10 protein-coding genes are annotated in these 13,941 nt (G+C 46.8%); 6 read left to right on the top strand and 4 right to left on the bottom strand.

The genetic code is table 11. The features are described 5' to 3' along the window. Positions 1-83: 83 nt before the first annotated feature. A complete protein-coding gene (locus ACO6V1_RS19135) occupies positions 84-1,145 on the bottom strand; it encodes a hypothetical protein (protein ID WP_422450226.1) in 1,062 nt (353 codons plus the stop codon). Between the two features lie 410 nt (positions 1,146-1,555). On the opposite strand from ACO6V1_RS19135, the gene astA reads away from it, so the two are divergent. From astA to astB, 3 genes are read left to right on the top strand one after another with little or no spacing between them, the layout of a single operon-like run. Then, on the top strand, positions 1,556-2,611 hold the full coding sequence (astA, locus tag ACO6V1_RS19140) for an arginine N-succinyltransferase (RefSeq protein WP_422450225.1): 1,056 nt from the start codon (positions 1,556-1,558) through the stop codon (positions 2,609-2,611). Positions 2,612-2,636: 25 nt separating this feature from the next. Beyond that, positions 2,637-4,118: a succinylglutamate-semialdehyde dehydrogenase gene (gene astD / locus ACO6V1_RS19145; protein ID WP_422468066.1), complete on the top strand. Its 1,482-nt coding sequence runs from the start codon at positions 2,637-2,639 to the stop codon at positions 4,116-4,118. Positions 4,119-4,158: 40 nt separating this feature from the next. After that, positions 4,159-5,499, top strand: coding sequence for an N-succinylarginine dihydrolase (astB, locus tag ACO6V1_RS19150; protein ID WP_422450223.1), 1,341 nt, complete (start codon positions 4,159-4,161; stop codon positions 5,497-5,499). A gap of 114 nt (positions 5,500-5,613) precedes the next feature. Here the strand turns inward: astB and ACO6V1_RS19155 are convergent, their stop codons facing one another. The 3 genes from ACO6V1_RS19155 to ACO6V1_RS19165 all read right to left on the bottom strand — a co-directional run bounded on the left by ACO6V1_RS19155 (position 5,614) and on the right by ACO6V1_RS19165 (position 9,361). Next, positions 5,614-6,255, bottom strand: coding sequence for a glutathione S-transferase family protein (locus tag ACO6V1_RS19155; protein ID WP_422462332.1), 642 nt, complete (start codon positions 6,253-6,255; stop codon positions 5,614-5,616). Positions 6,256-6,432: 177 nt separating this feature from the next. Next, positions 6,433-7,128, bottom strand: coding sequence for an RING finger domain-containing protein (locus ACO6V1_RS19160; RefSeq protein ID WP_422450221.1), 696 nt, complete (start codon positions 7,126-7,128; stop codon positions 6,433-6,435). Positions 7,129-7,393: 265 nt separating this feature from the next. Beyond that, positions 7,394-9,361 (bottom strand): hypothetical protein, encoded by a 1,968-nt coding sequence (locus ACO6V1_RS19165; RefSeq protein ID WP_422468068.1) that lies wholly within the window; start codon positions 9,359-9,361, stop codon positions 7,394-7,396. Between the two features lie 594 nt (positions 9,362-9,955). Between ACO6V1_RS19165 and ACO6V1_RS19170 the strand changes: the two genes are divergently transcribed. The 3 genes from ACO6V1_RS19170 to ACO6V1_RS19180 all read left to right on the top strand — a co-directional run bounded on the left by ACO6V1_RS19170 (position 9,956) and on the right by ACO6V1_RS19180 (position 13,645). Next, complete coding sequence (locus ACO6V1_RS19170; protein WP_422468069.1) at positions 9,956-11,086, top strand: hypothetical protein; 1,131 nt, start codon at positions 9,956-9,958, stop codon at positions 11,084-11,086. Between the two features lie 281 nt (positions 11,087-11,367). Further along, positions 11,368-12,492, top strand: a complete 1,125-nt coding sequence (locus tag ACO6V1_RS19175; protein WP_422468071.1) for a hypothetical protein — start codon at positions 11,368-11,370, stop codon at positions 12,490-12,492. Between the two features lie 73 nt (positions 12,493-12,565). After that, positions 12,566-13,645 (top strand): hypothetical protein, encoded by a 1,080-nt coding sequence (locus ACO6V1_RS19180; protein WP_422450216.1) that lies wholly within the window; start codon positions 12,566-12,568, stop codon positions 13,643-13,645. Positions 13,646-13,941 lie beyond the last annotated feature (296 nt).

The following is a 13,941-nucleotide window of genomic DNA, read 5'->3' on the forward strand; positions in this document are numbered from 1 at the left end:
AGACACATTCACACTCTGCATCTTCATCCCTGTAAATCGTTTGAAAAGCATCTATCGGAGGTGAGTCTCAGTTTGACATCACATCAAGCCACAGAGACAGCATCCATATTGTCATTGGCTCTTCTCAAACGTGCCGCCGCTCGATCAATCTCATTGATATCCTGATCCCTGTAGCGCTCATAATCATTCAGCGCCTGTCGGTAGCCAGCTTCAATCTGCTCAGGCGTCAATTCTACCTCCGCCGGTAAACCCAGCAAATTCCGGTCTATTTTGTCTTGCTCCCGGGCCTGATGAACCAGCCTGGCCTGTAACTCCCGCCTTTTTGCCTCTTGCAAATCCCGTTGTGTGACAAATCGATATAATTGTTCCTGAGCGTGTTTGACCAGACTCACCTCCCGGTCAAAGAGCTCATTTGGTAGTCCTGACTGCGCTTTCTCATTGCAACGGGCTTCTGCAGCCTGATAAATATCGTCTTTGGTAACTGCCTCTATATTCTGATGAATTCTCAGCAGCTGTATTGCTGCACCGATATTCTCAGGAGGTGGCATGGGAAAATAATTCGACGACTCTGTATTCCCAACCAACCTGTCTCTGATAGGGCGATTAATAAAGCTATCTTTATGGTAAAGACGCCCCTCATTCATTTCATGATTGGAAAGAAATACAAAATCCAGGGCTACCTTGGCGCATCCCAGAAACCTCAGGCCAAAAGCAGTGCCTGCAGCTACTGCTCCCGTAGCCAGAATACTGTAGGGAGACAGAGTGATTAACGACGTGAAAAAACCAAGTAAGCTGCCATAGACCCCACCAACCACCATGCGACTGCCAAAATACGTCAGTTTATTTTCATCACAGCGTTCCCCCTGAAACGGCAAGTGTCTCAGCCAGCGAAAGCTCAGAAAATCCCCAAGAACAGGCAGATCCTCTATCGGGAGTCTGTCTAATAGTACGGGCAGGCGATCCGTTGGGAACTGATCACTTGAATAATATCGCAGTACGGCCTCCCCTATCGCTTCACAAGCCATAATAATGATGCCGGTCAGGGCTGATTTAAGAATGATCGGCAAGGCCATCATACCAACCATAAAGGTAGCGCCAGCCATGGCCCAGACAGCGAGATAGCCGGCCCAGTTGAATGCGTCCATAATATGCCACATGCTCGTTTCTACGGCACAGACAACCCTGCTGAACAGCGACTTACAGCGCTCAGTAAAAGAGAAGGGTTCTTTTGTTATATAGGTTCCATCAGGCTCGCCAGGTGCAATATGGCTACTGGCAATTGCAGGCTGCACAGAAGAGGGTTCACTCGGCTCACGAGGCTGCGGAACCACAGGCAAAAGAACGGGTGACTGAATCATAGGTGTTTTTGGTGAACTGTTTTTACCACTGACAAAGTGAGCGAAACGGTATCATTTCCTGAATTATTGAAGCTAAACTATAGGTGCATTTTTTCTCTTTGCAGGGTCTTTCCATCAATAAAAGTTGAGGTAACATTTCCAGGTCTCTTTATGTCGCGATAACTAACTGACTATTAAAACAAAGGCAAAGTCTGACTATGATTGTTATTCGTCCCATTCATGAGCAGGATCGTGAGGCCCTATGGCAAATTGCCAACCAGACGGGTGCCGGATTCACCTCCCTGCAACCTCACCGCCCCATGGTTGATAATAAACTGGCATGGGCACTCACCTCCTTTAAGCAGGCTTCGCTGGCTGCATCGCAGGAAACAGGTACTTCTGCCGCAGAACCGAAAAATAATCTCTATCTGTTTGTGATGGAAGATACCGAAACCGGTCAGGTTATGGGCACTGCGGGTATCGAGTCCGCCGTCGGGCTTGAGGCTCCCTGGTATAATTACAAGGTGAGTAAACAGGTTCATGCCTCACAACAACTGGATGTCTACACCATGGTGGACACCCTGATGCTCTGCAGTGACCATACCGGCTTCTCAGAACTTTGTACGCTCTTTTTGCTGCCGGATTATCGTCATTCCAAAAACGGTACGTTTCTTTCCAAGAGTCGAATGTTGTTTATGGCGGCCTTTCCGGAACTGTTTGCTGAAGGCCTCTTTGCAGAAATGCGTGGCTACTGTGATGATCAGGAAGTGTCTCCTTTCTGGGAAGCCCTGGGTCGGCACTTCTTTGCAGTGGACTTTGCCGAAGCTGATCGCCAATCCACCGTCGATAAAGCGTTTATTGCCGAGCTGATGCCTCGCCACCCAATCTACACCAATTTGCTGCCGGATGAAGCCAGGGAGGTCATTGGTGTTACCCACGAAAGCACAACGCCTGCCCGACATCTGCTGGAATCTGAAGGCTTCTACTACACTGGCTATGTGGATATTTTTGATGGAGGTCCGCTACTGGAAGCCAGAGTCAAAGAAGTACGCTCAGTAAGAGATTCACGACAGTACAAAGTTAAAATTGTTGAGAACAACACAACGGATCAGCGCCACTGGCTGATGGCCAATAGTGAGTTGAACGATTTTCGCTGCATCATGGGTAATCTTTCCTACGAAGGACTGGAGTTTGTCATGATCAGTAAAGAGCAGGCATCAGCACTTAACGTTGAAGAAGGCCAATTGCTTCGGGTGGTGCCCTTATCCAGCTAGTCAACGAATTGAGAGGATTACGACCATGGCAGACACAAATGAACAACAATGCCTGTTTATCAATGGACAGTGGCTTAAGGCAAATGGCAAACCCTTTTCATCCGAAAATCCGGGAACAGGCAATGTGCTCTGGCAAGGAGCCAGTGCCACCGCAAAGCAAGTAGACCAGGCAATAAGTTCCGCCCGGGAAGCCAGTCATCATTGGGCGTTTCGCCCATTTCAAGAACGAGAGGCATTCATTAAGGCGTTTGCCAATGAGCTGGAGCAGAATAAAGAGGGCTTGGCAGAAATCATTGCCAGAGAAACCGGTAAGCCGCTCTGGGAAGCCAAAACGGAAGCGGCTGCTATGGCCGGGAAAATTGCCATTTCAATAAAAGCCTACCATGAGCGAACGGGGACCGTTGAAAATGCCATGCCCGTAGGGAAAGCCGTGATTCGTCACAAGCCACATGGAGTTGTTGCGGTATTTGGCCCCTACAACTTTCCGGGCCACCTTCCCAATGGACATATTGTTCCCGCACTGCTGGCTGGCAACACCGTGGTTTTCAAGCCCAGCGAGTTAACACCGGCCGTTGCGGAATACACGATAAAACTCTGGCAGCAGGTGGGAATACCCGACGGAGTTATCAATCTGGTTCAGGGAGAAAAAGAAACTGGCATCGCTCTGGCCGGGCACCCCGGTCTTGATGGTCTGTTTTTCACCGGCAGCTCAAACACCGGCAAGATGATCCACCAGCAGTACGGCGGACAGCCGGGTAAAATTCTGGCGTTGGAAATGGGCGGCAACAATCCGCTGATTGTCACCGAGATGGCAGATATCAAAGCCGCAGTACACGACACTATTCATTCAGCATTTATCACCGCCGGTCAACGCTGTACCTGTGCCCGCCGACTTTTTGTTCCCACAACGCCCTGGGGGGATCAGTTTGTTGATGCGCTGACTGTAGCGGCAGCCAATATCAAAGTAGGTCAATGGGATGATCAGGAAGCACCGTTTATGGGAGCGCTTATCTCTGAAGCAGCGGCCAAACAGATATTGTCAGCCCAGGAAACGCTGCAAAAGCTGGGCGGCAACAGCCTGCTTTTATCAACACATCTTCAAGCAGGAACCGGGTTAGTCTCTCCGGGTATTATTGATGTGACCAATATCAAAGACCGCCCCGATGAAGAGTACTTTGGACCACTGTTGCAAATTATTCGTTATGATCGTTTTGAAGATGCCGTTGCAGACGCCAATAACACCCGTTTTGGTCTCTCCGCCGGATTGTTCAGTGAAGCACCAGAGCAGTACCAGTTCTTTTTGCAGAGAATACGTGCAGGTATCGTTAACTGGAACCGGCCAATCACCGGTGCCAGCAGTGCTGCACCTTTTGGCGGCCCAGGAGACAGTGGCAACCACCGCCCCAGTGCCTATTTTGCTGCCGATTACTGCGCCTACCCGGTGGCCAGTGTTGAGTCGGAGTCACTGAGTATGCCCAAAGAACTCGCACCCGGGCTTGATTTGTAAACGGTACCTTCGCGTTGAACCAATGGTGAAGTAGTCAATAATGAAAACAATAGAAGCCAACTTTGACGGACTGGTGGGCCCTACCCACAACTATGCAGGGTTATCCCAGGGTAACAAGGCCTCAATCCATTATGCGGGCAAAGTAGCAAACCCAAGGGAAGCCGCTCTCCAGGGTCTGGAGAAAATGAAGGCGCTCAGTGAACTGGGCTTTATCCAGGGTGTGTTAGCCCCCCATGAGCGGCCGGATATTGCCACACTGCGAAGGCTCGGTTTCACCGGCAGTGATTCACGGGTTCTGTCTGACGCGGCACAACAGATGCCGGCAGTTCTGGTAGCCTGCTGCTCTGCTTCCAGTATGTGGACCGCTAATGCAGCGACAGTCTCCCCCAGTGCGGACTGTGCTGATGGTAAAGTACATTTCACGCCCGCTAACTTAATCAATAAATTCCACCGCTCTATTGAGCATGACGTTACCGGAAAAATACTAAAATCGACATTTAATAACCCTGACCACTTTGTTCACCACCAGGCTCTGCCATCCACCGAATACTTTGGTGATGAAGGGGCCGCAAACCACACCCGTTTTTGCCATGAATATGGCGAACAGGGCGTTGAATTTTTCGTTTATGGCCGGGAAGCATTTAACCCGCAAAGTACCTCGCCACAGAAATACCCTGCCCGCCAGAGTCTTGAAGCCAGTCAGGCTGTCGCCCGTCTGCATCAGCTTGATACGGACAAAGTGGTATTTGCCCAGCAAAACCCGGCGGTTATTGATCAGGGCGTTTTTCATAATGATGTTATCGCTGTGGGCAACCGCAACCTGCTGTTCTGCCATGAACAGGCATTTGTGGAGCAGGCTGGTGTCTATGAGTCATTAAGAAAGGCTTATGGGGCGCAGGACTTCCATATTGTTGAGGTGGCGGATCAACAGGTTTCTGTAGCACAGGCAGTTGGGACTTATCTATTCAATAGCCAACTGCTGTCGCTGGACCATGGCGGGACAATGATCGTTGTCCCCTCTGAGTGTGAAAATGAACCCGCTGTCTGGGATTACCTGCAAACCATACTCAACGACGCAAGTTGCCCAATTACGGATCTGAAGGTTTTTGATCTGCGCCAAAGTATGAATAACGGCGGAGGACCGGCCTGCCTGCGACTGAGAGTCGTATTAAACGACCAGGAACTGGCAGCGACCAATCAACATTGTCTGATCAACAACCAGCGCTTTGCCACCCTCAGCCGCTGGGTCAAAAAGCACTATCGTGACCAGTTATCTGAAAAAGACCTGGCCGACCCGCTTTTACTGACGGAATCCCGAACGGCCCTGGATGAACTGACACACATTCTTAATCTGGGTTCAGTCTATCCATTCCAGAATTAATAGCCTTCAAACGTATGTAAGAAACAGCTCTGAAATAACTTCCACATTTCTATAGACGCTGCCCGAAAAGCCAGAACCGCTTGTGCTTTTACGGGCAACGGGTGGCGATCTTTTTTACTTACCGCCAAACACTTTTTTATCTTCTGCAATCCGGTGCGCCACGGCTGGATGCTGGAAAATCCTGTCAATATACGCCGCCAGCCCAGGATACTCAGCAGAGTCAATCTGGACTCCAGCATGGACGAGATTAATAAAGTGGCTGGCCAGGGCAATATCAGCCAATTGAACCTTCCCTCCAAACAGAAAGTCAGTTTCCGGAACCTGAGATTCCAGATAAGCACAAATCTCTGGCAGTTTGGTTTGTAAAACTTCCTGCACTTTGCCTTCGTCAGCAGGCTGGTTAATCAGCTTCTTGGCAACTCGCTCAAAAAAGACCGTTCCCAGTACCTGGAGCATCGCCGTATCGGCATACTCTTCAAACCAGCGGGCCCTGGCTTTTTCCTCAGGTGTCTTTGGGTAGAGAGCCTGTTCCGGATAACGGTCCTCAAGGTACTCACAGATCACCGAAGAGTCGGCAATCGTCACCTTGTCATCTTCCCAGGCAGGAATTTTTTTCAGGGGACTGATTTTTTCAAAGCCTGCCGGTTTCATAAACGGGGTAACCGGCACCAACTCATAGTCAAGTTGTTTTATTTCGAGAGCCAGCAGTACTTTTCGAACCATGGGTGACAGTGGCACCCCATAAAGCTTATTCATGGTCACATCCTCTATAATTATTGTTTTCAACCAACCGCTATCCTACCTTTTACTCCAGCCTTTGCAATATCCAGAAAACCGGAACCCTTCCCGCCCTTATAAAACGAGTCTCTGCATAGTGAACAAAACATCAAAAAGCTTCATTCCAGACAGCTTTTTCAGTAGACAGGAGAGGAATTAAGAGTCCAGGTAGATGGCTGTTGTCAGGGCAACTGTGCTAATAGAGGCTGCGACCATCACCCCCCCGGCCATGCCATGGATGCCTGAATTAATACCAGAGGCAAGAAGGCTGGAATGATCAGAACGCACCAAGACACCAACAAAGAAGCCGGCAAGGCCAGCAGCACCAATGCCAAGGACTCCGCCCTTGCTCAAGGAAATGGCCAGACTGTGATGACCGTTTACGGGCAGGGCAGTATAACCACAGGCTAATGCAGAAGCACCAGCTAAAACATGAGAAATGCCGATGCCACCAATGGAATAACCCGCGACCATATAGGCAGCGTCCGGCTGATAAGGGAGAAATCGAGCAAAGGTGTTAATCAATCCCCCTCCAGTGGTAAAGACCATGCTGCCAAGTGCGAAGGGGCTGTCCAGAAAGTTAGTCCTGAGGTATGAGGCAGCAGCTGGTACTGTTCTGATTAAACGCCTGGTTATGGTGATACTCCTGCCATGTATGTGATCAAGGTCCAGCGGTGCCCGGCAGGCAGGGCAGGTCGGGTTGTTGCTTCCCCAGCGAATGATGCACGATCGGCCAAAGACATGATGACAACTCAGGTTAACTGCTTCATGGCCAGGCTGGCTGGTAAAATCTTCCATGCAAATCAAACAGTGACTCGCACTGTGATTGGCTGGAACAGAGCTTATTTCCATGTCTATTTTCCTGCTTTGGTTGGCCGCACGTCGTTGCACATTCACTGGGTAAATTGGCCACTGGTATCCAGACGCTTTTTCATCTGGACATTTTTTCCTGGAAATAGTTCAACGGCGATTCATTATTGCGGTTACTTCGTCTGAGGATATGGATATCCATGAACACGACATTTCCAAGGCGGATGTAGTTTCAGGGTCAGATCAAGGATCGCTGTTTATGAAATATCCGGGTTAACAGGCGCAAAACTCTTTTGCTAAAGAGTGTCTATCTACTGTCAGTAGATTTTTTATCTTCAAACGATTCAGCAAGACTCCCGGGCGGAGGTGGTGGAGGTGGTTGACTAACTGCACTCGAAGCGTCATCCCCTGACGTTTCAGGTATCATGCTATCCTCTGACGGGGCCATAACCTTCGTATCTTCCCGCGCTGGAGATAAACCGGAAGCTCTATCAGCTTCTTTGACACTATTTCTCTTATCGTCATCCTTCTTTTTTTCAGCGTCTAACACTACACCAAAGCCTCTATTCAGCCTATGAAATCCTCGTTCATTACCATTGGATTCAGGCACGCCCAGCGTCGTGCAGAGTTCACTCATAATAAGCTGTGAAAAAACTATCATTTCAAAAGCATAGGGGTCATCAGGATCATTGGTCATTAAATCGGTAACACCCAGCACCTCTGGAAGACGGCGGAAAGAGTGTTCAGAGAACGTGCCATCCAGAATCACCTGGGCAAAAATTTTCTGGACTAAAAGCCCCTGATCGTCCAACGCTTTGATCTTCTGAGCCACGGCACGCTGTGACAAGTTTTGAACGTCCATCACGTCATTGTTGTAAGGATCCAGCTCAAGGTACTTATGGGTAGCAACGTCAATGGCCAGTTTTATCGGTTGAGCCATAGTTTCGTCTCTTATCTCTTTACGTACCTGATCTTTCGACGCATTCTGCCAATCACCGTTTCCGGTATAACAGGCAAACAATGCACGGAATAAGCCGACACCATCATCATCCTTCACCTGTAACTTGCGGGCGGATGATGGTGGTTCTCCCGTTTTATCACCAGAACGTCTGCGAGGATTTGAGCGTTGCGGGCTGGTCAGGGAAGATACCGAGACACCAGAATCATCATCACTCTCAGGCTTGCCTTGTAAACGTTGTTCCAACTCCGCCATTAACATCGCTTTGTCATCAAGAATTTCTTCACTGGTGTTTTTTTCTTGCTGATACCAGGCATAACCGAGGTCTCTGTATGCTTTTCTGGCTCTTTCAACCCGTTTCAAGTGATCAGCGTCAACAAGACTTTCATCCCCAAAAGCTGAATCCCCCTCGTCAGGAACTGTCAATGCCCTCTCAGGATCATTGGTAATTTTAATAGAAGGACTTGGTTTCACAGCCTCGGGAGTACTATGGTGCTCTGGTCTATCGGAAGAATGCTGGCTGCTGCCATCAAAAGAAAGGCTGATAATCGGGTATTGTATGGCATGATAGCGAGCCTGGAAGCCCAGAAGCTCTTGCTCGGATGAGCCGGTCTGCGCCAGCTGGGAAAGAAGAGTATTCAATTCCCGGGCACCATCAGTAATTGCCTGCTCGATAAGACCAGCATCATAAGCAGACTGCTTTTCTGATTTCAGCTCATTTACTAACCCCAGAGATCCCTGCAGCCATGACTTCAAGTCAGATAAATCCAGATTATCCAGCTCAGGTGGAATTAAACGAACCCGTTGCCCACCGGGTAAATTAAAGGTTACTTTGACATCATTGGAATTATTTTCTTTCAGTTTTTTAATGGCCTTCTTGTGCGCTTTTTTAAATGCAACCTTTAAATCGTCATTTGAAAGATCCCATTTGCCATTCATTTCTTCCTTGATTTTTTCCAGTGCAGTTATTGATGCATCTATGTATTTCATCTCCACCTTTTTTCGGAAGCCTTGTTCCAGAGGCTTATCATCGGCCAAAAGCTTATTCAGATCACGTTTGATTCCTTCTGCCCCCCCCGGTCTATTTTGGGAAACCGTACCTCCGGGAGCATTTGCTGGCTGAATATTGTCAGGTAGCCCACTACTCCTGACAGGGTTATCATTTGTGGGAATGCGCTTTTCGACTGGATGATGAGGAGAGACGGTTTGACTGGTGGACGTTTGACCTGTCTGGGCTGTTTCTCCAGCACCGGAATGAGGTGGAAGCACTGAAGGACCAACGGGTGTTCCAGATGGCGGCGAGCCTGGAGGGTTCATAGAAAATCCTTTTCAATCAACGTTGATTCAGTTAAGAGTCCATTAATAAGTTAGTTTAAAACATGCCAGCCCTTTACGATGAATATAACAATATTAGAAAAAACAAAATATTAGAATCGCTTGTTTTTTTGACAAGCAACGCACAGAAACCAGAAAAAATTCAAAATGTGACACTTGCTCAGCACCATATACAGCCAATTAAAAATAAAACACCCATTACTTGATAAACAAAAAAATCAAGAACATATTTTTATAAAGGAGTGAATCATCATCAGATGATCACCTTGCGCAGCAATACCGTATTCAGGTAAGCCTATGATTAACTTCTTGATCAAATCATTCTTAATACCTTTTTTTCTTGTTGCTCCTGCCGCATGGTTTGGATTTAAATTTTATGCTGAAACCCAGTTAATACAAGCAATAGACAAATACAAACCTGTAACATCTGATTACGCAGAAGTTAAATTTGATACCGTTAATGTTCATATAAATGGCAAAGTATCAATAACAAAAATAACTTTAACGCCTAAAAAAACGTTCAAAAGCCCAATCACTATAAAAAGATTAACCGTTGTTTTCCCAAGCACTTTGACAATGATGAAGACAGTGTATGATGTCAGCAATGGAGAACTATCAGAGCTGCCCGATTCCCTGCGCGTCCAGTATGATGGAATTCAACTACCACTGGAGGGTAATGAAGAGTTTTATACCTTATTCAATGATCAACGCCAGTTACGACTCAAACAAGAGCTGGGCAGCATAGTAGAACCTACCTGTGGTATTGAATATATTGTCGGCCTGAATGAATTTCAACAGATGGGCATTGATACACTCATTGACAGACATTTCTGGGAATATAAATACACCCCTGAAAATCAGAAACTGTTTGTTCGATTTGGTATCAGCGCCACAAATCTATACAAGGCATCACTACAGGCAAGCTTTTACAAAAAAGGGTCTCCTGTCATCAACGACTTTATGCAATTACCCTCCCTGACCAATGCTGAACTGACCTACCAGGACGAGGGCCTGATCAGAATGAGCAGCCAGCATTGTGCTAATAGCTCAGGTATTTCCAAAGACGCATACATTAACCGTCTAACCAATCTGCCAGACAGCTTTTACTTCTATAAAGCAGGCATTGCTCCGAATGAAGCGATGAAAAATGCCTACATCAACTTTCTGAAGAATCCTGACACAGTGACCATCAAGGCGCATTTCCCCCCCAACTTCCATCCTCAGGCCTTTTCTGTCTATGACACTGAGCTCTGGGTTTCATCATTTGGTCTCACTCTGCTGGTGAACAACAGCCCTGTCTCTCCCTTTGAAATCATCACCCCGGGGCAATTTGGCCCGGCAAAGGATTCAGATGATATGGACATGACGGAACCCTCTTCCAGGAATACCAACCCAAATGTCAAGAAGGAGTGGCAATCTCAGCCTGCCCATGGAGAAGCACCCAAAACCTACTTCTTTGTTGATGAACTGCCTGCAACCAATCAGGAACCGGAATTACTGAACCAGCAGTCCAGGGACATTCCAATCTATGAGTTACCAAATCATATTGGTGCCTGGTTAGAGGTTTCTGTCGAACCGTCGAAACGTTTCAGCGGAGAACTGCTTGGCGTCGAACGCGAAAGACTGTTACTGAAGGTGCGATCTGCCGGGGGCAGCATCACAATGCCCATTAAGCTGCATCGCATTAAATCGATTAAGGCCAGATAAAAAAGCCCACCTTAACGTGATACTGATACCCGATACGAACTATTACTCTCCATCACAACATTTCTTAATACGGTGCCTCAGTTTTTGAGGTGTGCATAAGCAAGATCGATGATCGTAAAGTTTCCCACGATATGAGAGGAGCCATCCGCATTGAAGATATTACTAATAGCTATAACAAATAATTATATTTGTCTGAAATAATTATTGAATAGAGTGTTTATGAGAGAAACTAATACAAAAAGAAAATGTCTTAAACTGGAATTCAATAATTTGATAATTCAATGGATCACTTTACTCAATTACCTCCATTCGAGATTGCTTTTGGCGAGCCTTATTCCAGCTCACAAGAACCAAAGCACCAGGATGCCCAAAATGAACAGCAGCCGACGTATCAAGGGATACCAGTTCAGGTGCTGAGCACTCCTTTTCGGGTTTACCATAGTCAATCAGACAGACACAACAATAACCCTGATCCATTTGGTTCATTGAATAAATATAATATTGCATTTCTAACCCATGCCGATCAGGAAGCCCCTCATGGAACTGATATTGCTGAGGTTCCACAGTCAGGACTAAATGAATATTCTTTTTGTCATTCTGACACTAACCCCTTAGAGGATGCGCTACTTTCAACGCCAGACACCCCCCTTACTCAGCTGCTATGCATATTGGGGAGCGAGCTTGAGGTTAACGAGCCAATGCCACCGAGCCATTCTGCCCCAGATTATCAGTTAACTAATCTTCCTGACATGCTCTCTAACCCACAAAATTCAGGGCCAGTTACTGTAGTTAGCCTGCAAAACCAGAACCAGACGACAATTGATAGTCAAGCGCCCCAGGCAGTAGAAGATGTTAGTGATAACACTTCAGCAGTTGAGCACCAAAAGAGCTATCAGAATCATCCTGATCACTCAAAGCACATCAGGGCATACAAAAGAAGCAGACATTATCGGAATAATTCAGCTTGCGCAGAACGCCATAGGAAGAAACAAAGGGAGCGTTATCGCAATGATCCCGATTACGCAGAACGCATAAGGGAGCACCAAAGGGAGCATCTCAAAGATCCCGTTTATGTTGAACGCAATAACAGGCGGCAGAAGGAGCGTTACCAGAATGATCCCGATTTCGCAGAACGTATGAGGAAGCGCATGAGAGAGAACATGCGGAAGCGTTACCAGAATGATCCCGGTTACTCAAAACGCATGAGAAAGCGCATGATGGAGCGTATGAAAGATCCTGCCAAGCTGGAGAGCTATAAGATACACAAAAGGGAGCGCCAGAGAGAGTACCTCAGGGAATACCGAAGGAAGCGCCGTAGCGAGCTTCGCAAAGACCCCGCTTGCGTAGCTATCGCATGTACCAATCCTTTTAATCATGAATTATGCAAGGTTACAAATAAATATTGAATGGGTAATATCAAGGAGGAACTTTTACAAGAGGACGTGATCTTATGCTTTAGTTCAGTTATTCAATACTTCAATGCATAGCCTTATTACTTACTTTCAATTACCAGCAGATTCTGATCAATTTCTTTCTGTTCAGGATGTTACTATTTCTGAGCCTGGTGCATCAGGGCAGGCCTTCTCCCGTGGAGTTCAAGAAGCAGACTCTACTCTGTGTTCCATGTGTACTGATGAGATGACTAAAAACCACCTTCAGCAGCCAACGGTGCCTTTTAATAATCCATTCAATGATTACCGTTTTAAAAAAAGATCAGTAGTAATCGTTTTCAGCAATACTATAAAAGATCAACCACTTCACTTACCAGTCAGAACAGAAGCACTGAATGATAAACCTGCTCCTACATATACTCCTGATAATGAACGTTTTTCGATCCAGTCAATTTTAGGTTTAAGTCCCTTATCCCTGCAAAGCTCATCAGTTGTTGATAACAGCCTTCATCCGACAGAAAAAATGTATAACCAAGAATCTGCTGATGCTTTTTTTGAGTCAGCAATACCCGTTGCAATTATTAACCCTCAACCAGAAAGTGTACAGCATCAACAACCCACTCCCCCAGCAGAGATTGACTGTGCAACGGAACCCTCTTTTCATGCTAACGAATACCACAAGGAACTTCACAAAGATCCCACATACGCACAGCACTACAAGAAGGAGCGTAATAGAAAACGCCAAAGAGAGCTTCGCAAGAATCCTGCTTACACACAACGGGAGAATGAGCGCAGAAGGGAACGCTACAAGAATGATCCTGCTTACGCAAAGAAGATAAGGGATGGCGCAAGGGAGCGCCAAAGAAAACGTCGAAGAGAACTCTACAATAACCCCGCTCTCCTAAAACGCGAAAGGGAGCGCCTGAGGGAGCGTCACAAAAATCCCGCTTACATGGAGCACCAGAGGCAGCACCAAAGAGAGCGCTACCGGAATGATCCCGATTTCGCAGAGCGTCAGAAGAAGCGCCAGAGGGAGCAATATCAAAATAATCCTGATTACGCAGCACGACAAAAGGAAAACTGTAGGAAGTACCGCATAAAGAAAACTATAATCGCGAAAGAGAAAACCATTCCGAGTTACCGGGAAACTCAGGTGAATTACAACTGACTACTAATTTGGTAAATTCGGTTCTGCTTCAACGCGTCGCAATTCATTCAGTACCCGATGTCGGAGGACATTATAGTTTGGTAAAAAAATGCCTCTTCAGAGGTTTTTCCCAAGAACTTTCTAACTAAAGTTTGGTAAAAAATAAAAGATAACATTAAAATTTGGTAAAATGTCATTTTTACCTTGAAATCAATGATATGCATACCATCTGATATCTGGAGCGTAACTATTCAGTGAACCCAGCAAACCAGCTTACCAGACTGGTAAGGAATACCTGCCTTATAAGGGCTACGGAC

It is taken from the genome of Endozoicomonas sp. ALC013 (assembly GCF_049310205.1).
Classification (GTDB): Bacteria; Pseudomonadota; Gammaproteobacteria; order Pseudomonadales; family Endozoicomonadaceae; genus Endozoicomonas.

What these genes read in the sequence shown, in the direction of transcription:
- ACO6V1_RS19135 (WP_422450226.1), bottom strand. Translation starts at nt 1,145, where the DNA reads ATGGACGCATTCAACTGGGCCGGCTATCTCGCTGTCTGGGCCATGGCT.
- astA (WP_422450225.1), top strand. Translation starts at nt 1,556, where the DNA reads ATGATTGTTATTCGTCCCATTCATGAGCAGGATCGTGAGGCCCTATGG.
- astD (WP_422468066.1), top strand. Translation starts at nt 2,637, where the DNA reads ATGGCAGACACAAATGAACAACAATGCCTGTTTATCAATGGACAGTGG.
- astB (WP_422450223.1), top strand. Translation starts at nt 4,159, where the DNA reads ATGAAAACAATAGAAGCCAACTTTGACGGACTGGTGGGCCCTACCCAC.
- ACO6V1_RS19155 (WP_422462332.1), bottom strand. Translation starts at nt 6,255, where the DNA reads ATGAATAAGCTTTATGGGGTGCCACTGTCACCCATGGTTCGAAAAGTA.
- ACO6V1_RS19160 (WP_422450221.1), bottom strand. Translation starts at nt 7,128, where the DNA reads ATGGAAATAAGCTCTGTTCCAGCCAATCACAGTGCGAGTCACTGTTTG.
- ACO6V1_RS19165 (WP_422468068.1), bottom strand. Translation starts at nt 9,361, where the DNA reads ATGAACCCTCCAGGCTCGCCGCCATCTGGAACACCCGTTGGTCCTTCA.
- ACO6V1_RS19170 (WP_422468069.1), top strand. Translation starts at nt 9,956, where the DNA reads ATGATGAAGACAGTGTATGATGTCAGCAATGGAGAACTATCAGAGCTG.
- ACO6V1_RS19175 (WP_422468071.1), top strand. Translation starts at nt 11,368, where the DNA reads ATGGATCACTTTACTCAATTACCTCCATTCGAGATTGCTTTTGGCGAG.
- ACO6V1_RS19180 (WP_422450216.1), top strand. Translation starts at nt 12,566, where the DNA reads ATGCATAGCCTTATTACTTACTTTCAATTACCAGCAGATTCTGATCAA.